16 protein-coding genes and 1 rRNA gene are annotated in these 19,430 nt (G+C 23.5%); 14 read left to right on the top strand and 3 right to left on the bottom strand.

Annotated elements, in window-relative coordinates; all coding sequences use genetic code 11:
• Window positions 1-122 precede the first annotated feature (122 nt).
• The 6 genes from rrf (at window position 123) to ACRYA_RS00365 (ending at window position 4,245) form a co-directional block, all read left to right on the top strand.
• A 5S ribosomal RNA gene (gene rrf / locus ACRYA_RS00335) occupies window positions 123-238 on the top strand.
• Window positions 239-442: 204 nt separating this feature from the next.
• On the top strand, window positions 443-1,327 hold the full coding sequence (era, locus tag ACRYA_RS00340) for a GTPase Era (RefSeq protein WP_105918349.1): 885 nt from the start codon (window positions 443-445) through the stop codon (window positions 1,325-1,327).
• A 38-nt stretch (window positions 1,328-1,365) separates the two neighbouring features.
• Window positions 1,366-2,259 carry a hypothetical protein gene (locus ACRYA_RS00345; protein ID WP_121443256.1) on the top strand — a complete coding sequence of 298 codons (894 nt, stop codon included), beginning with the start codon at window positions 1,366-1,368 and terminating at the stop codon, window positions 2,257-2,259.
• Window positions 2,243-2,956 carry a hypothetical protein gene (locus ACRYA_RS00350; protein ID WP_105918097.1) on the top strand — a complete coding sequence of 238 codons (714 nt, stop codon included), beginning with the start codon at window positions 2,243-2,245 and terminating at the stop codon, window positions 2,954-2,956. The genes ACRYA_RS00345 and ACRYA_RS00350 overlap by 17 nt, the downstream gene beginning before the upstream one ends.
• The gene (locus ACRYA_RS00355) at window positions 2,931-3,500 is read left to right on the top strand and encodes an ATPase, T2SS/T4P/T4SS family (RefSeq protein WP_105918098.1); all 570 of its coding nucleotides are present in this window, start codon (window positions 2,931-2,933) and stop codon (window positions 3,498-3,500) included. Before ACRYA_RS00350 ends, ACRYA_RS00355 begins: the two co-directional genes overlap by 26 nt.
• Before the next feature lie 136 nt (window positions 3,501-3,636).
• On the top strand, window positions 3,637-4,245 hold the full coding sequence (locus tag ACRYA_RS00365) for a hypothetical protein (RefSeq protein WP_133160987.1): 609 nt from the start codon (window positions 3,637-3,639) through the stop codon (window positions 4,243-4,245).
• Window positions 4,246-4,462: 217 nt separating this feature from the next.
• On the opposite strand, the gene ACRYA_RS00370 is transcribed toward ACRYA_RS00365, so the two are convergent.
• The 3 genes from ACRYA_RS00370 to ACRYA_RS00380 form a co-directional block, all read right to left on the bottom strand.
• Complete coding sequence (locus ACRYA_RS00370) at window positions 4,463-4,879, bottom strand: DUF1090 domain-containing protein (protein ID WP_105918325.1); 417 nt, start codon at window positions 4,877-4,879, stop codon at window positions 4,463-4,465.
• 230 nt (window positions 4,880-5,109) lie between these two features.
• The gene (locus ACRYA_RS00375; protein ID WP_105918347.1) at window positions 5,110-8,760 is read right to left on the bottom strand and encodes an anti-phage protein Upx-like protein; all 3,651 of its coding nucleotides are present in this window, start codon (window positions 8,758-8,760) and stop codon (window positions 5,110-5,112) included.
• 951 nt (window positions 8,761-9,711) lie between these two features.
• The gene (locus ACRYA_RS00380; RefSeq protein WP_228199753.1) at window positions 9,712-9,966 is read right to left on the bottom strand and encodes a helix-turn-helix domain-containing protein; all 255 of its coding nucleotides are present in this window, start codon (window positions 9,964-9,966) and stop codon (window positions 9,712-9,714) included.
• Window positions 9,967-10,043: 77 nt separating this feature from the next.
• Here ACRYA_RS00380 and ACRYA_RS00385 point away from each other — a divergent pair, with 77 nt between their 5' ends.
• The 8 genes from ACRYA_RS00385 (at window position 10,044) to ACRYA_RS00420 (ending at window position 19,421) form a co-directional block, all read left to right on the top strand.
• Window positions 10,044-10,670, top strand: coding sequence for a hypothetical protein (locus ACRYA_RS00385; RefSeq protein WP_121443257.1), 627 nt, complete (start codon window positions 10,044-10,046; stop codon window positions 10,668-10,670).
• 28 nt (window positions 10,671-10,698) lie between these two features.
• Window positions 10,699-11,304 carry a hypothetical protein gene (locus ACRYA_RS00390; RefSeq protein WP_121443258.1) on the top strand — a complete coding sequence of 202 codons (606 nt, stop codon included), beginning with the start codon at window positions 10,699-10,701 and terminating at the stop codon, window positions 11,302-11,304.
• 42 nt (window positions 11,305-11,346) lie between these two features.
• Window positions 11,347-13,467 carry a hypothetical protein gene (locus ACRYA_RS00395; protein WP_105918146.1) on the top strand — a complete coding sequence of 707 codons (2,121 nt, stop codon included), beginning with the start codon at window positions 11,347-11,349 and terminating at the stop codon, window positions 13,465-13,467.
• A gap of 1 nt (window position 13,468) precedes the next feature.
• The gene (locus ACRYA_RS00400) at window positions 13,469-15,391 is read left to right on the top strand and encodes a tyrosine-type recombinase/integrase (protein ID WP_105918147.1); all 1,923 of its coding nucleotides are present in this window, start codon (window positions 13,469-13,471) and stop codon (window positions 15,389-15,391) included.
• Window positions 15,391-15,828, top strand: coding sequence for a hypothetical protein (locus ACRYA_RS00405; RefSeq protein ID WP_105918148.1), 438 nt, complete (start codon window positions 15,391-15,393; stop codon window positions 15,826-15,828). The genes ACRYA_RS00400 and ACRYA_RS00405 overlap by 1 nt, the downstream gene beginning before the upstream one ends.
• A gap of 7 nt (window positions 15,829-15,835) precedes the next feature.
• Window positions 15,836-17,215, top strand: coding sequence for a site-specific integrase (locus ACRYA_RS00410; RefSeq protein WP_105918149.1), 1,380 nt, complete (start codon window positions 15,836-15,838; stop codon window positions 17,213-17,215).
• 227 nt (window positions 17,216-17,442) lie between these two features.
• Entirely contained in the window at window positions 17,443-18,240 is a 798-nt protein-coding gene (locus ACRYA_RS00415) for a GspE/PulE family protein (RefSeq protein ID WP_228199754.1), read from the top strand.
• Complete coding sequence (locus ACRYA_RS00420) at window positions 18,237-19,421, top strand: type II secretion system F family protein (protein WP_105917556.1); 1,185 nt, start codon at window positions 18,237-18,239, stop codon at window positions 19,419-19,421. Before ACRYA_RS00415 ends, ACRYA_RS00420 begins: the two co-directional genes overlap by 4 nt.
• The last annotated feature ends 9 nt before the right edge of the window (window positions 19,422-19,430 follow it).

Raw genomic sequence — 19,430 nt, forward strand, 5'->3', positions numbered from 1 at the left:
GATTATATATAGTTATACAAATATGAAATTAGCTTTTTTAGCTATAAAGACTTTAGCATTAAATTTCTCAAATCACAATTTGAGTGTTAAGAGTTTATTACAAGCTTTTATCACTCAAATTTGCTGGTGGTCAAAGAGAAGTGGAAATACCCAGCCCCATTCCGAACCTGGTAGTCAAGCACTTCATCGCCGATAATACTGCAGGGTCCCCTTGTGGAAACGTAGGTCGCTGCCAGCTCATTGAGTTTTTTAAACACCCAACCCACCAAGAGCTTATCTTGTCTTACTCTATTTAAGTAGGTCAAGGTAAGCTTTTTTATTGCTTTTAGTTCCTCTTTATATTATATAAATTATAAATCATATTATGAATTATTAAAATAAACTAGAAAAAAATAAAATTTATGCTACTATTATAAACTTATAGAAAAAGGCAAATAAAATAATGACAAAATGTGGTTATGTTTCAGTTATTGGTCGTCCAAATGCAGGTAAAAGTTCACTTTTAAACTGGCTTGTTGGTGAAAAGATTGCTATGGTTTCACACAAGGCTAATGCAACGAGAAGAAGATCAAATATCATTGTAATGCACGAAGATGACCAAATTGTATTTGTGGATACACCAGGAATTCATGAAACAGAAAAACTTCTTAATCAATTTATGCTAGATGAAGCTTTAAAAGCTATGGGAGATTGTGATTTAATACTTTTTTTAGCTCCTGTGACTGATAGTTTGAAATATTATGAAGATTTTTTAGAAAAAAATAAAAAGAATACAAAACATATTTTGCTTCTTACAAAAATAGATTTTGTGAACAATGACGAATTGATGATAAAATTAAAAGAATATGAAAAATATCAAGAAAAATATGAAGCAATGATACCAATATCTATAAAAAAAGCTACAAAAAAATCTGATATTTTAGATGTTGTAGTTAAGTATTTACCAGAGCATCCATATTTATTTGATCCTGAAATTATGACAACTGAGCATTTGAGAGATTTGTACAAAGAATTTATTAGAGAGTCTATTTTTGAAAATATTAGTGATGAGATACCTTATGAAGCTGATGTAATGATAAACAAGATAGAAGAGAAACCAAATGTTGATGTTATTAGAGCTACTATAATTGTTCAAAAAGATAGCCAAAAAGGTATGATTATTGGACAAAAAGCTACCGCTATTAAAAGAATAGGAAAAGCTGCAAGAATTAAGATAGAAAAACTTAGTGGTAAAAAATGTTTTCTTGAGCTATTTGTTAGTGTAAAGAAAAATTGGACTAAGAATAAAGATGCATTGAAATCTATGGGTTATGATATGGATATCTAGTTTTAAACTGTTTTGAAATCTATTTTTTAGGGGAAAATATGGTTTTATTTGCTAATAGTAATGATATTATCGTTGTTGATATTGAAGTTACTGAAAAAATAGATGATAGATATTTAAAAAGTTTTGTCTTTTCAAACTTAAAATTAAAAAATATATCTTTAGAAAATAGTAATAAATTGTATGTAAACTATCTTGAATATGCAAAAGAGTATCAAGTATTTGTAGTAAATTCACAATTTAGTTTTTTTGATTTTGAAGTATTTTATAGTTACTATGAAAATAGAGATTTTAGAGGCTTTGAACTTTTAATTTGTAGTAATTTTTTTCTAATTTTCAAAGATAAGAGATTTTTTTATTATCAAAAAATAAATCAAGATTTAAACCAAGATGATTTTGTAAAATTTTTAAATAAAAAATTTAATATTAATATTTCTAGTATAAAAATATTTTCAAAAGATGAATTTGAGAAGTTAAAAAAAGATTTTATTAATAAAAATCAAAACAATAATCATCATAAAAATATTAATAAAGATGGACTTAAATATATTGATTTAAAAGCTAATTTTTCATTTTATATCTATATTTTTTACCTTTTATCTGTTTTATTTTTTGGATACTATTTTTACAATACCTACTTTAATATTGTTGAGAAAAAAGAAGAAATTATAGATTTTGAAGCAATAAAATCTAAAATTGCCTTTAATAGTTTTGAAGAAAATTTTTATGTAATATCAAAAAATATTGATAAAAATAGATTAGTTCTTAATTCTTTTGATTATAGACATGATACGGCAAAAATTGTTGTAAGCTCTTCAAATAAGCAAAATATTGATAAATTTTTAGAAAGTTGTGACAATGTAATATCATCTTCTACTCACTTTATAGAAGAGAGTAAAATCTTTGAGGCTACAATTGATGTTGGCAAACTTTAAAAATAGTTTTGAAAATAGCTCTTTAAAAACAAAAATAGAGCTTTATTTGCTACCCCTTCTTTGTTTATTCTTATTATATTTACTATTTTATGATGAAAAAATTGTAGAACATCAAAATAATCAAAATATTGAGTTGTTAAATATAGAAAATAAAAAATTCACAGATTCTGTTTTGGAACTGTCAAATAAAATTGAAGATATTGCAAAAAATGAAAATTTGCTTGTTCAAAAAACTCAAAGCTCAAAAGATGAAATTATAATCCAATTAAAAGGGAAAAAAGATGATTTATTGAATTTTTTGGAAAAAGTTGAAGAAATAAATAGTTTTACAAAAATTGTTTTTTTGAGTTTGAAAAAGCTTGAAAATGAGCTTTATTTAATAGATTTAAGAGTTGATATATCAAAATATTATTTAAAAAATAAAAAAGTTAAAGATATAATAAATATAGAGCAAGAAGAGATAAATGAAACAAAAGGCGATGAACATAAAGAAGAAATTATTGTAAGACCAGATTTTAAAATAAATGCAATTGTAGGCAATAATACTTTTATAAATGATACTTGGTTTGAATTAAATGATGATGTTTTAGAATATAAGATAGAAACTATTGCTAATGATTATGTGATATTGAAAAAGGATAAAGATATTATAAAATTGGAGGTAAATAGTAATGAGTATTTTAAAAACGAAAATTGATTACACTTTATTTGAAAAATATGACAAAGAGTATTTTATAAAAAATAAAATTGTACCAATATATGAAGATAGTATTAGTTTAAAAATAGCTATTTGCTCGAGTTCAACAATAGATAATATAAAAGATGATTTTGTAAAAATTATAAATTTTGTAGAAGAAAAAGAGAGTGATATTCTTTTTATTTTGGCAAATATTGAAAAAAGAGTGATACTGCATAAATCCGCACAAAAATCTATATCTTCAAATGATGAGGAAAAATTTACATCATATTTTTTGGATGAGCTAATACTTTACTCAATTGAGCAAAGAGCAAGTGATATTCACATTGAAAAGTACCAAGATTTGTGTTTGTTTAAATTTAGAGTTGATGGAAGATTAAGAATTTTTTTTAGTTTTGATAGTGAGCTATTTAGAGTTTTTTCATCTTTTGTAAAACTAATTTCAAATCTTGATATGACACAAATTCGTTTGGCATTAGATGGAAGATTTTCAAGAAATATTAATGATAAAAAGTATGATTTTAGGCTTTCAACAAGTAACTAATTTTTTTTAAAAAGTATAATAAATAAGTATTAATAATTTTTTATCTTTATATGTTAGTAAAACAGCACATATCGCTATAAATGATGCAAAACATAAAAATACTATTGGCTTTTTCTCGATGTAGTCTATTAATGTTATGCATAGAATAGCAGAAAGAAAACTATGTGCCATTATTTCAGCATTTACAAATGAATCTTTTTCTGTACTTATATCCTCTTTTAATAATATTATCGCAGCGAATAAAATTAAAATTATAAACAGTTTTACACCTATTTCAAAGAAACCAACATTAATTAGAAAAATAGAGTTAGCTTCATCCATGTTGACAACATCTATTTACGAAGATTCACTTTCTAGTAAAATAATACTATCAATGACAGTTATTGAGGTTTTGTCAGAAAAGATAAGTCGAGATGATGAAGAGTTAAGAGCTATAGATTTTTTAGTAATGTCAATGAATGAATCAAGTGATTTTGATTCAAAGGTAAAAGTTTCGTTGATAAGAACCCTAGACTCCATGAGGTTTCAATCTATTGGTAAAAGCTGTAAATACCTAGTGAAAAGTTTGCTAGGTAAAAAAGATTCTGAACTTTTTTATAGGCTTTATGATTATAGGTCACAGCTAGTCCATGCGGGATCATTGAAAAATGATCACGAAAAAATGTATAAAATATATAATGACTCGTTCGGTTTGGCAAAAAGACTACTATCAGAATATATAAAACGATTAAGTGAGACTTCATAATCTTGCAAATATTCTTACTTTTGGAACAGATTCTAGTAACAGAAAGACTGTTCCAAATAGAGTTGAAATTTGGAGCATGTTCAACAAGGTACATGTTGTGGAACTTATTATTTTAACTTAGATACTTTTAAATTCTGAGTATGAATTTTAGTTACCTCTACAATGTATCCTTTTTCTATTGTAAAATATTTAATCTATATAAAACTTACAAAAAGAGTTAAAAAGTATTTAATTCTTCTTGCAGTTCTTTTATTTCTTTCTTATCTTCTGTCATTTTAGATTCATATTTTTTTATCTTATCTGTTTTATTATCTGTTTTATTATCTGTTACTGCTTTTTCATAATCTTCTAAATGTTCGGCTAGGTCTTCTTTTTTATCATTAATTTTATCTTTTAAATCTTTGATTAATTTATCATTAGTACAGTATTTGCGAACTTTATCTAATGCAGTTTCTAAACCATCTACTTTAGAAATAATATTCATTTTTTTTGCTGATTCTAACTCTTTTTCAAGTTTACAAATTTTCTTTTCACAGCCAATTAACTCATCACAATTCACTAAAGAATTTGCTTGAATATTAGCACCTATTAATAACAATCCAATAACTTGAACTTTTAACATTTTTTTTAACATAAATAAATCCTTTTAAAATAAATATAGAGTTTAATTGATAATTATATCTTTTTTTAATTAAGACTGATGGCATTATAAGCTTTTTAGTACAGGTTGTTGAACTTGTTTTATAACTCATCTTTATAACAAGTTTTTATTGACATTACCTTTAATATAACTCTGACTCTTTTAGATAAATCATAATTTTCATATCAATTCTGAATTATTTAGAGATAATTAAGTTGGATATTTTAGTTAATATTTTCATTTAATTCCTCATAACTTAAAAAATCTACTTCATTTATAAAATTCCGATTTTCATCAAAATTCATAGGAACTATATTTGAAAAAACAACTAAAGCTTTAAGTTCAAATTCATTATCAAATTTAACAAATTTTTTAACCCCTTCTAAATCTTTTTTTAATTCTTCATATCGTAAATGATGTTTATATAACCTATCTTTTTTTTCTTTACCATTGATCTGTCTAATTTGACCTTTAAATTCATAAAGTTGTCTAGCTATTTCACTTTGAGTTTTTGCCATTTCCAAGTCTTTACACTCAATAGCATACACAATATTTTTTTCTTTACTCCAAGCAAAAACATCAATATCTCCAAAATCCTCAACCATTTTTTTATTAAAAATTTCTGCAAGTTTAATTTCTTCTCTTGCGTTAAAACCTAATTCAATAAATTTATCTTTAACTTTTGTATTAAAGGAAAGCCCTTTTTCTTTAACTAAATTTCCGATCCATTTTTGCATTTTCTTTGATTGAAATTGATTAGCCTCTAAATGTCCTTCATATATATTTCTAATTAAATTAAAATATCCTCTTCTTACTAATTCTGGTGAAATTATTAATGTACCTTCAAATGAATCAATTTCAATAATTGGCTTCATAATAATTGAATATCTTCTCCTAAATTTCCAAGGTTCCCAATCACTTTTTTTATAAGGTTCTGGAATAGAAGTCCAATCTCTTCTTGTGTGAATAATTAAAGAATCTAATACTTTAGAAAAAATCTCTTTTTTATCTACATCAAATTTTTCAATTAATTCATTATAAGTTATACTGTAAACTAATTCATTAATTTTTAAACCATAATCTTCTAAAAAATCTAAAAATAATCTTGCATCATCAATTGTATAGTTAAACTCGTCTATATAAGCTTCCATAAAACCTTTTTCAAATAAATGATTTGTTTTTTTGGTATACTCTTTCTCTTTAAACTTTTCACTATATTTAGTTGACTCATAATCTAAAATCTTTTGATTGGTTATGTAACCAAATTTATTCATAATCATTTCATAAAAGGATTGTTCAAATAAAATATCACCAAAACTAGAAATAACTATTCTAGGGATAATTGCTTCGTACTTTATTGATTCTGACAAACCACCAATTAAATGCATAAAAGAAGCAAGATTTAATAGCTCTTGAATATCTAATTTAGATACACTTTTACCACAATTAACTGAACACTCACATATAGCCATTTCAATAACTAGCCTTGAAGATAAAGAAGTAGCATTGTATTCGCTAATTTTTTTTATTGCCACTTTATACAAATTATCTTTATCTTCCTGCAGTGCTAAATTTGATTTAAAAGTAATTCCCCAAATGTCTTTTTCTTTATCACTGTACTCATAGTTAATCAATAATTCCTTGATTAATTCTTCTCTTTCGATAGTTTTTAAATTAGATTGTATTTTATTCCAAACAACTTCCATTAAATTATTTAAATATTTAGTGCATTCATCTATGCCTTCAACTATATTACCTTCTTCTCTTTTTCTACAACTCCAACCCAAATTTAATTTTATAATTTGTTCATCAATTTGATGTATGGAAATTGGTTTTTCTTCAGAAATATTAAAGTGTTCTCTATATTTATGTGCTTTAAGAAAATGGAATAATCTTGCATCTTCATTTATAAATATTTCTTTTAATAAAATATCAATACTTTTCTGCTCTAAGCATAAATAGTTGAAAAATGCATTTATCATTGATTGTTCAGAATAATTTTCTTCGAACATAAAACCTTTTAGCATATTAATATTAAATTTTGTATCTAAAATAGAATTATTATATGTATTATTAAATGAATTAAATATATCTATTTTGTCTATGTTTTTTTCTAAAGTAGATATATCTTCGATCAAGGAATATTTTATATTCCACATTTTTAAAGCTTTATCAAGTTTAATACTATATTTATCTAAAATAGACATCATTTTAGAAAACCAAGTGATTAAAGCATCAAATAATTTAAATTGTAATGTAAAATCATACTTACTATCTATAGTTTGCGTTAGCCATATTTCGTAACCATAATTAATATAAATAGCAATAAAAGTTTTTTGATCAAACTTTTCTGGAATATAAAGATTATATTTAATATTTGTAGAAAATAATGAATCTGCAAATCCTTTTCTCACTATTATAGTTTTATCATCAATAGTTTTAACTTCTCTATAATCTGTATCTAATGCAACTTTTTCTCTTATATAAGCATTGTAATCACTTCCAATTGTTATCATAGTAAATGGTTGTGTGCTTACTTCTTCATCAAAAGACTCATTTACAAAAATTGAATAATTATTATCTTTTACAAATCCATAAAGATTTAAAAAGCCATTAAAATTTAATATTTGAGTACCATCTTTTTTTAATTTATACTGTGCATCAACTATTCTCCAAATTAGATTAGGAGAACAATCTAAATCATTACTAATTGTGATTAAATCATGATTACTAATTGATTCACAAAACCAACTATCATCAGTCATAAATTTTGATGCTAATATAAAACCTCTACCTACACCACAAGGGACAATAAAACTACAACCTTTATTATGTATATCTTTACCTAGTATATTCTTTTTTGCACTTTCTATTCTACTATCAATAAAGTCTGAAACTCGATATTTTTCGTCTTGAACAAAACCTTCAAACCAATTATCTTCAATATTCTCCAAAGTATCAAGAACAAAAATAAAATGAAAAAAGTGATTTTTATCAAATTGAAGTATATTCTCTGAAAACTTGAAAGAAGATATACCTTCTTTAGAATAAAATTTTATTGGTGATCCATCAAATTTCCCAAATATCCTAGTTTTATATAGTTCTTCTGATAATGTTTGAGCATATTGTTGTATAAATAAATCTTTTTTATTATGACTATCAAAAAATTCAATTACAATTCTTCTAATGCTAGCTGTTATAGCCGTAGGTAGTAAAAGAATGACTTCCTCTTTTAAAATATAAAAAGGATTTCTTTCTAAAATAGAATTCCCCAATGACTCATCAAAAAGTGTATCAAAATTATTTACTTGAAGCAAAGGTAAATTAAAATTGGTATTAGTTATTTTAACATTGTTGATTAATTCTTGTAAATCTCTTAAATCTTCATTTTCTAATGTCTCAATAGGACTTATATTTAATAATTCGTTGCATATTATGGCATTTTTCTCAATAATAAAATTTGAGACTTCTAATATAGATTTAATTTGCTTTTTTATTTCTAAAAAAAAGTCTTCATTAGGTAAATTTTCTAAAAATTTGAGTATTATTTGTGTACTATGAATACCTCCTTCCCATAATCCAGATTGTACTTTATAACTTTTGTTATCAAACCAAAGCTTTGATACAAATATATCTTCAACGGGATCTTCCATCATTGACACACTACTCTGAATTTCATTATAAATACTTTTTATAAATTTACTTGTAGGAGTTTGATTACCTTTACAAAAAGATAGGCAATATTTAATAATCATTTCAAGTGTATATTGATGGTAATGGTATGTAGGATTTAACAATAAGGATGAAAAAACTGATGCTGTTTTAATAGGATCGTATATCTTTAATTGCTCTTTTAAATTATTATAATTATCCACAATTACTTCCTCGATCAATTATATTTAAATGATTTGTCAACATAATTTTAAATTATCGTTTTGTTTTAAACAAATTGATGACAATTTATAATTTTAAACCACTATAGAAAAAATATTATACTACATCATAATAATTTTTTTGTTTACTCCTATAGTACCAAACGAATTATAAAATTATGAGATAAACTTTCTAATAAATATTAGTTCTACAAATTTTCTATACACGTTACTCATCATAATATATTTAACGTTTTGCAAGTTTATTACCTATCATCTTAATATACATAAAAAATATATTATAAAAATAAGATTTATTTAAAATGTATTTCAATTTTCAATATTTTTCATAGTAATATTTACAAAAAATACCTTATTTAAAGTGTTTATAGGCATTTTTAAATACTACTCTTTTTGTGCATGTTATTTGTTGATTTTATGGTGTTTTATATATAATGTATATTCAATAAATAGTTATATACTGATCTGTCAATAAAAAATAGGACACAAAATCCTAAATAGTTTATTCCTCAACCTCTAGGTTATGGAACATGTAGCATATTAATGCATTTTTCATGTTCCTAAAAGTGTTTAAAAAGTAAAAAATGCAAAGTTCCATAAACCTTAAGGTATTATGGAATAGAAAAGTAAGCTTATAAATCTAATTAAAATATAAAGTTTGTTTTTTATCTAATTAAACATTTTTTCAAATCTTCATCAGTAGGTCTAATATATCTCATAGTGGTTTCAATATCACTATGACCTATAAATTATTTAAAAGGTAAATTTTTATTAATACATAACAGTAGTTTTAAACTCTATCTTCACTCTTAGAATGAAGCACTAAAACAAAGTCTACAAATAACATATCCTAAAATAGGTGAAGTTATTTTAATTCATGAAGTAAAACTAAGTGGTGGAATATGAATGAATAGAATAAAATGTTAGCAATTATCAAATATTTTCAAAAAAATCTTTAATATTTACATCTAGAACATCAGCAATTTTAACTAATTGTTCAATATTAAAATGCTTATTCTGAAGACATAATTCACAATTTGAAATTACTCCAACAGATTTATGTCCTATCGCCATAGCAAGATTAAGTTGGCTTATACCCTTTTCTTCTCTAATTCTTTTTACATTTTTGCCTATAGTTTTATAAATTTTTTGAATATCATCTTTAGACAATTCACTGTTTTTAATCAATATAAATACCTATAGTTAGTTTTTTATAAGTATAATTTGAATTAAATCTTTTAACAACTATCTATGGTTAGGTGATAATGAGTACATACAGTCAAGAAGTTTTAGAATTAAAAAAAGAGATTCTTACCGAAATAAGTAATGAGTTAAAAAATATTACAAATTTTAAAATTAAAACAAATACAAAAGCATATTATGAATTGAAAAAAACTATTTCTAAATGGGATATAGAAATCAATGAGATTTCAAATAGTATAAATCATAATGATATAAATGAAAAATTTTCATTTATAAAAATTGATAGAAAAACTTTAAAATCTCTTATTGATTTAAATAATAAACTTAAATTTGGAAGTATTTCAAAATTATTAGATATTTTAACCATTAATTATGAAGATTTATTTATTAAAGATTCTCTAATTGAAATAAAACATTTTAATTTAAATAAAAAAACTCAAATGCTATTAAATAATACTGATTTATACATATGTGAGGTTTTAGATAATGAATGTGGAATTAGCTCAAATGAAAAGATACTTTATAAAATAGATAATGTGATAATTTATGAGAATAAAGAGTACTTAGATGCTAAAAATCTAAAAAAATATCCAATTGGTGAAGATATATTTTGGGTATCTCTAAATTATACTCTTGCTGATATAGAAAAATTTAATTCTTTATATTTTAATATTTATAGTAATAAATAATTGTACAATCTCTTCTAAAAAGAATATTATGGATACTCAAATAAACTCAAACAAAATCATCATTTCCAGACATGCTATTCAAAGAAGAAAACATCAAAAATCAATTGATAAAGATATTCTAATAAATTTAGTAAAACAAATTGATGATAAATTTGGTATTTCAAAAAAAGAAAACAATAAATATAAAATAGGATTTAAAAATATAGTTGCAATAATCAAAAAAACAGATGATGCATTAATTTTTATTACTTCATATTTCTTTGATAAATATAAATATAAAATTGACAATATCAATTTAAAAGTTTCTATTGCTGTATCAAAAGAGGATAGAAAATTAAACAGAGATATAAATAGAGGAATGATTCATAAAATATTTAGAATTGATTTTTTAAATGAAAAAGTTGAGTGTGGAATTATTTGTGCTGTTAAAAAAAGTAAATATACAAAAGATAAAAAACAAAGGAATAATTTTAAATATAAACTAATTTTAGATTGGAAGTTATTCCTAAAATTCAAAGATATTACAATGAAACGTTATCATATGTATTTTAATGATTTTGCGGAAATATTAAATATTGTTCATTTTGAAAATGGAGAATTTATGTTAAATAATTTTGAAAGAAAATTTAGATAGAACAGTAATTTTTTATATACTTTCAATATATAGGAGTATTTAATGAAAAAATTAAGATTTAATTCTGAAATAGATGAGATACTAATAAATGCAGAAAAAGACGATAGATTTTTTGATAATGATAATTTGCTTTTGGCTAAGGAACATTATGGACATTATGTAATGACAATAAAAAAAAATAAATCATTAAGAGTTTATCTTTCTCAAGATAAATATCTTGAATTTATACAAATGCGTAAAAAAAACAAAGAATATAACTATCCTAATATGACAAAGACCAGCTCAAATTTTCTTTATAGTAGATTTATTCAATATAAAAAATTTATAGAATTATCTCTTTTAGAATTAATAGATACTCAATCGTATTCAATAATTAGCAGAAGATTAAAAGGAATGTTTATCTTTTTAGAAGAAGCTGAAAAATTAGAGCTTAAATTAAATAACTTAAATGATATCAATAATGAAATAGAGAGAAATATTTATTTATCTATAGACAAAACGACCATTGTTAAAAAAGACAAAATTGCTCTTAGAACTTTTTTTGGATCTATTGAAAAATTTAATTTATCATTTAATGCAATAAATTATTTTGATAACTTGACATATCATCCAATAAAAGCTTTACCTAGTATTGTAATACATCAACTTGAATATAGTGCAATTACTGAGATTAAAGAAATTATAGAAGATGTAAATAAATATCAAAATTGGATGAAAGAATTTGAAGAAATAGATTTATTTAATCTAGCTAATTTAGCACATACTTATTATTATAATGTTAATTCTCAATCAATGAAGCTTAAAAGTCTAAATCTCAAAATAAATGAAGTATCAGTAAATATTCACAATATAAATTTAAAACAATGGAAATATAGACGTGGAAATAAATATGAATATGTAGATGAGAAACAAAAATTAAAACACAAAGAACTTTTATTATTAGGAGATCAAGGGATAAATATAAATATTGAAGATGAGAAGATGTATGCTTTTTGGTTTAAAGAATTAATACCAGATTTTCCATTTGAAAATAAAATTACAAGTAAATATAGTTCAGTATTTACTGTGAGTTATATAGCAAATAAATATTATTTTATTTTTCAAAAAGAAATCAGATTTTTTTATAGAAAAATATCACCTAGTGTACATGAGTTGTATCCCTTAGTATTATTAATATTAATACGTGAAGGTATTAATTCAGAAGTTTTATCAGATTGGAAAGTCAAGTTGAAAGAGGGGGCAAATTTTATTTTAGGAGATGAAACTCCAGTTTGTTTATCTATTTATGGAAATAAAGGTCGTGGTAATAAAAAAATACATACTTCAATTGATAATAAATCCGAACAAAAACTATTTATTGATTTTTATTTAAATTGGTTAAAACCAATTTATTTATTATCTAATAAAAATAATTTCTTACAATATTACACAAGAAATGGTCGAGGTTCACCATTCAAAGTATGGGATCCAAATTCTTTTTTTATTGTTTGTAATTCTACAAATTCATTTTTTGATAAGTACAAAATTTATGATAGAAATAATATTGAAATTAAGAAAATTAATCATAAGAGGATAAGACCTTATACAAATTATGCAGATCATTTGCGAGGATATTCTAACTTTTTAAGACAGATAAAGAAAGGTCACAATAATATAGATACTTTGTTACATTATGAAAATTCCTCAGAATGGTCAGAGCAGAAAATGCATAATATTGCAAAAACACAAGAGCTTCTTGTAGATATATTTCAAGGAAAAATTAAAAGAGGAGAACATTTTAGTGTTGAATTATTCCAACCAGGATTATATGCTGATTGTGCTAATACTAAAGAACCTACATATTATGGTGCGAAACAATTAAATGTAGATGAAAATTGTACAAATTGGAGAAAATGTTTGACCCATTGTAATAAAGCTTGTGTTATTCCAAATATTCATGGCAAAGCAATTTATGCATGGATTGAATATATGGAGAAAGAAAAAGAAAGATTTTATAATATATTAGACTGGGAAAAAGAATATATTTTAGATTATGAAGCTGCTAAAATGGTATTTAATGATTTTACAGAGGAAGAGAAACTTTTTATTATAAATGATTATAGTGATTATTCAAATATAGTAAAAATGAGATTCAAGGAGAAATCTAAAAAAGGAGTTATATAACATGATTGATGATTATATAAAAGATTTAAGAAAATGTTTAACAATTGAAGATGTTGAAAATGTTATGAATGGCAGAATATATAAACATAGTAATAATTCAAAATTTGAAGATAATTATATTGAATTACCCAATAGAACAGGAACATATACAAAAAAAAATTTACGTTTTGAAAATAAAATTTATGAAATCTTGTTTAAAGTTTTTTTGTTCTTAAAATTAGATAATTTAGTAGGAAAAGTTTCGTTAGGAACAGGTATGTCTCATTACTCTGCTATGTTAAAGATAATATTATTAGATATTGAAAAAGAACAACCATTAATTAGTCATTTTGGAGATTTAAGAATAACAACTATTGATAAAATTGCTATAAATTATTTAAATAATAAAAATATAAAATACACAACAAATCAAGAAAAAACTAGAAAACTTATTGAATGGTTAGTATATGTTAATAATAATGTTCCATATTTCTTAAGAATTAATAAAGATATAATTCATAATGCAAATCACCTTCATCTTCTTCATAAAAAAAGTAAAGAAGAAAAAAGAAAAGATGATGAATCACCTTCTAAAAGACTTCCTTATAGTCTTGCAAATTTAAAAAAAATAGTATCTTTTTCCATTCAATATATGGAAAATTATTCAAATGATGCTCTACTTGCAGGTGAAATGTTTATAAAATCCAGACTATATAGTGATACAGCTAAATATAATTATTTATATAATGAAATAGGGAATAATATTTTTGATATAAAAGAACCTAGTTTAAAAGGAATACAAGATGAAATAAATTCAGGTGAGAACTCTTATACTATTAATAAGAGTGGTATTAGAGTTATAAGAGTTAAAAATATTTCTGCAAAATTATTAGAAATAAATAAAAAACTTGAGGCTTCATGTTTGGTGATTATATTAATGACTACAGGTATGCGAAATTCAGAATTAGTAAATCTCAAAAGATATCCTAAAATTGAAGATGATGAATATTATCATATAAAAAGAGTTATTACAAAAACAGCAAAAACTGATGAAGGAGAAGAACATAGTATTTGTATTCCTTTAATCACAAAAAAAGCAATAGAAATACTTTCTCAAATAGGAGAAATTAAAGATGGTAAAAAAGATGGCAAAATAATGAGTCGTTCTTTACAAATTACTTCAAATAATAAAAAAGAAGCTGATTTAAGTGGTGCTATATTAAATTTAATTAAATATTTGTGTAGATTTATAAACATAAAAAAACCTCCTTTAGTACATCAATTTAGGCATGCTATTGCTTTTTTAATTGCTAGAATTAATCAAAAAGATGGATATGAACTTGCAAGACTTTTATTAGGTCACAAAAGTATTAGAATGACATTACGATATTTAGGGCATTATAATATATATATAAGAAATGCACTTAGTGAATTTTATCAAAAAGAATCTACATTTTTATTGGATGAAATTACTACAGGATTAGAAAACGATAAAAAATTTTATGGAGAAAAAATAGAATTTTTAACTGATAATATTGTTTTTAAAGGCAGTTATTCAGAAAAATTTACAGATTTACTTAATAAAAATCTTTTGGAATTAATAAATAAAGGAAAAATTGCAATAATTCAAACACCTGTTAGTTTATGTATTCATGATTTAACAAAGCCTGAAGAAATGGTTTGTCAAAGAGGATTTAATTTGAGAAATATTGTTTTTAATAATCCTTTTCCCTCATTATGTGAAGCTGAAAGATGCAAAAATGCTATTTTTACAGAGAGTAATATTGAACACCTTATTGCTCAAGTTAAAGATATACCAGCTGATATAAAAAATAGATTAGAAAAAAATAAATTTTTTGTAGAAAATGGAGCTTTTAATGAAGAGCCATTTTCAAAAATTATTAATCAATATAAAAAAGACAAAAATAAAAAGGTAGTTTCGTAATGCCAGGATTAAGTCAAAAAGAAAAAAAAATCAAATTGAAAGCTTTAAGAGTAGCTTTAATATTATTAGAAAAATATGGACAAAGAATTAACCCTCAAACTGTTTTAAAAAAAGCAAATGAAATAGGATGTCCTAAATATTTCTCTAAACCTATTTCTGAGGCAACTATAAAAGCCCCTAAAACGGAAGAGTTTAAGAATATAGTAAATAAAATAAAAAATAAAAAGAATACGATTGCGAAATTCTCAAAGTCTAAAAATACTTATCTGAATAGTAGATTAAAAAATTTAAAAGAAAAAGTAGAAAATCTTACATTTATTACTGCTCAATTACTAGATGAAAATTATAATCAAGATTTACTTATAAAAGAACAAGAGCAAAGTTTAGAGTTATTAAGAGAAGAAAGAGAATTCTTACTTAAAAAATTAAGAAAATGAGAATATCATGAAAATTGATTATATAAAAGTTGTGCATCCTACAATCAAAGATAGAAAGATTAGCCTTATTTTTATAGATAATAAATTAGATTTAGTTTCTGCAAAATTTTTAATGTATGAAGCCAGACATGGAGGGAGAAATGGTTTTATTCCAGGTAGAGAATCTCATAAATTAAGGGCTAATAGAATAGGAGAATTATATAGACATCTTCATGCTTTGGGAAAATGTTGGAGAACAGCAACCGAAATAGATATAAAAAAAATACGAAATGCAATGCTATGTTGGAATTCAAATAATATTGAATCTTTAGAAAATTATGACTATGAACCAATTTCTAATGATTCAATGAATGCAAAACTTAGTTATTGGTTTAAATTTTATATGTATATGAAAAAAGTGGGAGAATTTCATGAATTAAAAATGTCCATAATAAAAGTTAGAAAGAAGAATTATAGCTCAGGATTATTAGCCCACTTAAATTATAGAGAAAATCAAGATAATAAATTTATTGATGTATGGTTGTTAAAAGTTAAACCTAGTCCAATACAATTTTCATATCATGCAATTAGTAAATTAGAATATATTCATTTAGAAGAAAGATTAAAATCTATAGATATAGTTTATGCACTTATTGCTTATTTAATGGTTGAAACAGGATTACGAGCGGCAGCGGCATTAGAAGTTAAAGAAGTAGATTTTAAAAATTTATTTAAATATCTAAATAGTGGGAAAAAAAAAGATGATGTAATTAAATTAGAGTATATTTCAAAAGGTGGGAATTTGGATTTTTGCGATATACCATTAAGAGCTATAGAAAGAATCCAAAAAGAATATTTGTCTAGAGAATTTGTAAAAAGAAGAAAATTATATACAGATAGATGTTTTAGATTAGGTAAAAAATATAATGAAAAAAATATTTGGTTTACAGATAAAGGAAAAGAAGTAAATTATACAGATTTAAGATTAGCCTTTAAAAAAGCATCTGAAGAAATGGGCAGATATAAAAATAAAATTACAGCACATTGGATGAGACATACATTTGCAACATGGACACTAATAGATTATTCTGATAAAAATAATATACCATTGAATAGTACAGGTGTTTCTATAGATATAAGATTAAAAAATATTTTAATGAGAAAACTTGGTCATGCTTCCGAAAGTTCAACAATGAAATATATAATAACAGCAATTGAATTATTAAATACAGGAACTCATAATGGAACAATAATTCCATTAAAAAGTTTTTTAGAATCTAAAATAGTACAAAATATCACGAGAGAAAAAGCAATAGAAGAATTTGATGAAGAATTTGATGAAGAATTATTTGATGTAGTTAAATATGCAATATCTAAAGGAATAGTAGTTGATGATAGTTATGTGTAATTCAATAAGTATATTGACTTTTTATAAAATAATGAAGTTATTAATAAACCATTAGAAAATATTATTGTACCAATTTAACAGAGTGAACTAAGTTAAAAATGGTTTTTTTATTATACTTTTATTAATGAAAATTTATTATACTTTTTTAATTTATAAAAGTATTGCTTATTAGCTAATTTTTAGGCTCTATAGCTGATTATACTTTTTTATTTTTTTATAAACCTATTTTGCCAACAATTGAAGCAGAATCAATTGTTTTGCGAGTTTTAGATAATAAAAATATAGATAAAAGGTTGGATGATTTAGGTCTTAGTCAAAATATTTATGAAGATTTAAAAGATATACTAAAAATCACTCAAGGTTTGATTTTGATTAGTGGACCAACAGGAAGTGGAAAAACTACAACTCTTTATTCAATTTTAAAAGAGCTAAATAGTGATGAGAAAAAAATAATAACAGTTGAAGATCCTATTGAATACAAAATCGATAGCATAAACCAAGTTCCAATAAATAATAAAGTAGGGCTTAGTTTTGAGTTGGTTTTAAAAAATATTTTAAGACAAGATCCAGATATTATTTTTATTGGTGAAATAAGAGATAAGTTTTCACTTGATATTGCTCTTCAAGCATCATTAACAGGACATTTAGTACTTGCAAGTATTCATTCATCAAGTTCTGTTGAAACTATTACAAGATTGATAGATTTAAAAGCTGACCCATTTTTAATCTCAACAACTCTTAAAGCAGTTATGGCCCAAAGATTGGTTTTGGCTCACTGTAAGAGTTGTGAAAATGGTTGCAAAGAGTGTAATTTTACAAAATTTTATGATAGAACTTCTATTGCTGAAATTTTAAAAATTGATGAGCAGATATCCTCTTTGATATTCAACAAAGCTAGCTATAATGAATTAAAAGAGTATTTAAAAGATATAAATTTCAAAACAATGTTAGATGATGGAAAACAAAAAGTTAAAGAAGGTTTAACGACTTTAGAAGAGGTTTATAAAGTGGTAAATTACCAATGAAAAAATATAGGGTAAAATATCAAGAAAATGGTAAAATCAAAGTAGATATTGTCGATAATGATAAACTTTTAATGATTAAAAAATCCAAAAATATTTTAGAAATTAAAGAGATAAATAAAATATTTAATATATTAAAAAAAGAGATTAGAATTGATAATAAGAGACTAGGGCAACTATTTTATGAATTAAATTTGATGCTAAAATCAAATATAAATATAAGTGATGCTTTGGAAATTTTAATAAAAAATAGAAAAGATAAAAAAATTGTAGAGTTTTTAAAAACTATAAACTATGCATTTTCAAACTCTAAACCAATAAAAGAGGAGTTACAAAGGTTTAAAATAGATCATATAGTTAAGTCATTTTTACAGATTTCTCAAAATAGTGCGAATCTAGATTTGAATATAGAGGCAATTTCTATACTTTTGAATGAAACAAAAGATATAAAAAAGAGTTTTTACAAAGCTATTTCGTACCCAGTATTTTTACTAATTAGTTTTTTAATATCAATTTTTATAATATTTTTGTTTGTTGTTCCAAATTTTAAAACAATATTTGCACAATCCCAAAATAATCTTCCATTTGCCACAAAAATTTTATTAGCTACGGAAGATTTCTTTTTAAACAATACTATTTTTATGATTATTATTCCTATTTTATTTATGTTTTTTATTTGGATTTTCTATAAAATGAGTAAGAGTTTTAGTTTTTTTGCAGATAAGTTTTTGTTTAAAACTCTTCCAATAAGTAGTAAAATATACCAAAATTTTGAATTTTATAAACTATTTTTAATGATTGATATAATGCAAAAATCAAAGTATGAATTCCACAAAGCATTTGAAAGTTCAAGGCTTTTAGTAAAAAACAAATATTTGTTGGATAAAATACATACTATTGATAATTTATTACAAAATGGTAAAACAATTAGTTATTCATTTAAATATGTAGATATTTTTGATGATATAGTTTTAAACCTTTTAAATACAGGAGAAGTTTCAAACTCTTTGGAGCTTACAATTTATGAAGTTAAAAAGATATATAAAAATAGATTTGATGATAGTGTAAATTTTATAATTTTATTGATACAGCCTATATTCCTTTTGCTAATGGCTAGCTTAACTCTTTTTATAGTTATTGCTATATTTACACCAATTTGGGAGATGGGAAGTTTGATTAGATAAAGGAGAAAT

Source organism: Aliarcobacter cryaerophilus ATCC 43158, assembly GCF_003660105.1.
Classification (GTDB): Bacteria; Campylobacterota; Campylobacteria; order Campylobacterales; family Arcobacteraceae; genus Aliarcobacter; species Aliarcobacter cryaerophilus.

Bases quoted from the DNA above. Each gene is read 5' to 3' on its own strand.
- ACRYA_RS00420 (WP_105917556.1), top strand. From the start codon at position 18,237: ATGAAAAAATATAGGGTAAAATATCAAGAAAATGGTAAAATCAAAGTA.
- ACRYA_RS00410 (WP_105918149.1), top strand. From the start codon at position 15,836: ATGAAAATTGATTATATAAAAGTTGTGCATCCTACAATCAAAGATAGA.
- ACRYA_RS00395 (WP_105918146.1), top strand. From the start codon at position 11,347: ATGAAAAAATTAAGATTTAATTCTGAAATAGATGAGATACTAATAAAT.
- ACRYA_RS00400 (WP_105918147.1), top strand. From the start codon at position 13,469: ATGATTGATGATTATATAAAAGATTTAAGAAAATGTTTAACAATTGAA.
- ACRYA_RS00365 (WP_133160987.1), top strand. From the start codon at position 3,637: ATGCATAGAATAGCAGAAAGAAAACTATGTGCCATTATTTCAGCATTT.
- ACRYA_RS00370 (WP_105918325.1), bottom strand. From the start codon at position 4,879: ATGTTAAAAAAAATGTTAAAAGTTCAAGTTATTGGATTGTTATTAATA.
- ACRYA_RS00345 (WP_121443256.1), top strand. From the start codon at position 1,366: ATGGTTTTATTTGCTAATAGTAATGATATTATCGTTGTTGATATTGAA.
- era (WP_105918349.1), top strand. From the start codon at position 443: ATGACAAAATGTGGTTATGTTTCAGTTATTGGTCGTCCAAATGCAGGT.
- ACRYA_RS00405 (WP_105918148.1), top strand. From the start codon at position 15,391: ATGCCAGGATTAAGTCAAAAAGAAAAAAAAATCAAATTGAAAGCTTTA.
- ACRYA_RS00350 (WP_105918097.1), top strand. From the start codon at position 2,243: ATGTTGGCAAACTTTAAAAATAGTTTTGAAAATAGCTCTTTAAAAACA.
- ACRYA_RS00355 (WP_105918098.1), top strand. From the start codon at position 2,931: ATGAGTATTTTAAAAACGAAAATTGATTACACTTTATTTGAAAAATAT.
- ACRYA_RS00390 (WP_121443258.1), top strand. From the start codon at position 10,699: ATGGATACTCAAATAAACTCAAACAAAATCATCATTTCCAGACATGCT.
- ACRYA_RS00385 (WP_121443257.1), top strand. From the start codon at position 10,044: ATGAGTACATACAGTCAAGAAGTTTTAGAATTAAAAAAAGAGATTCTT.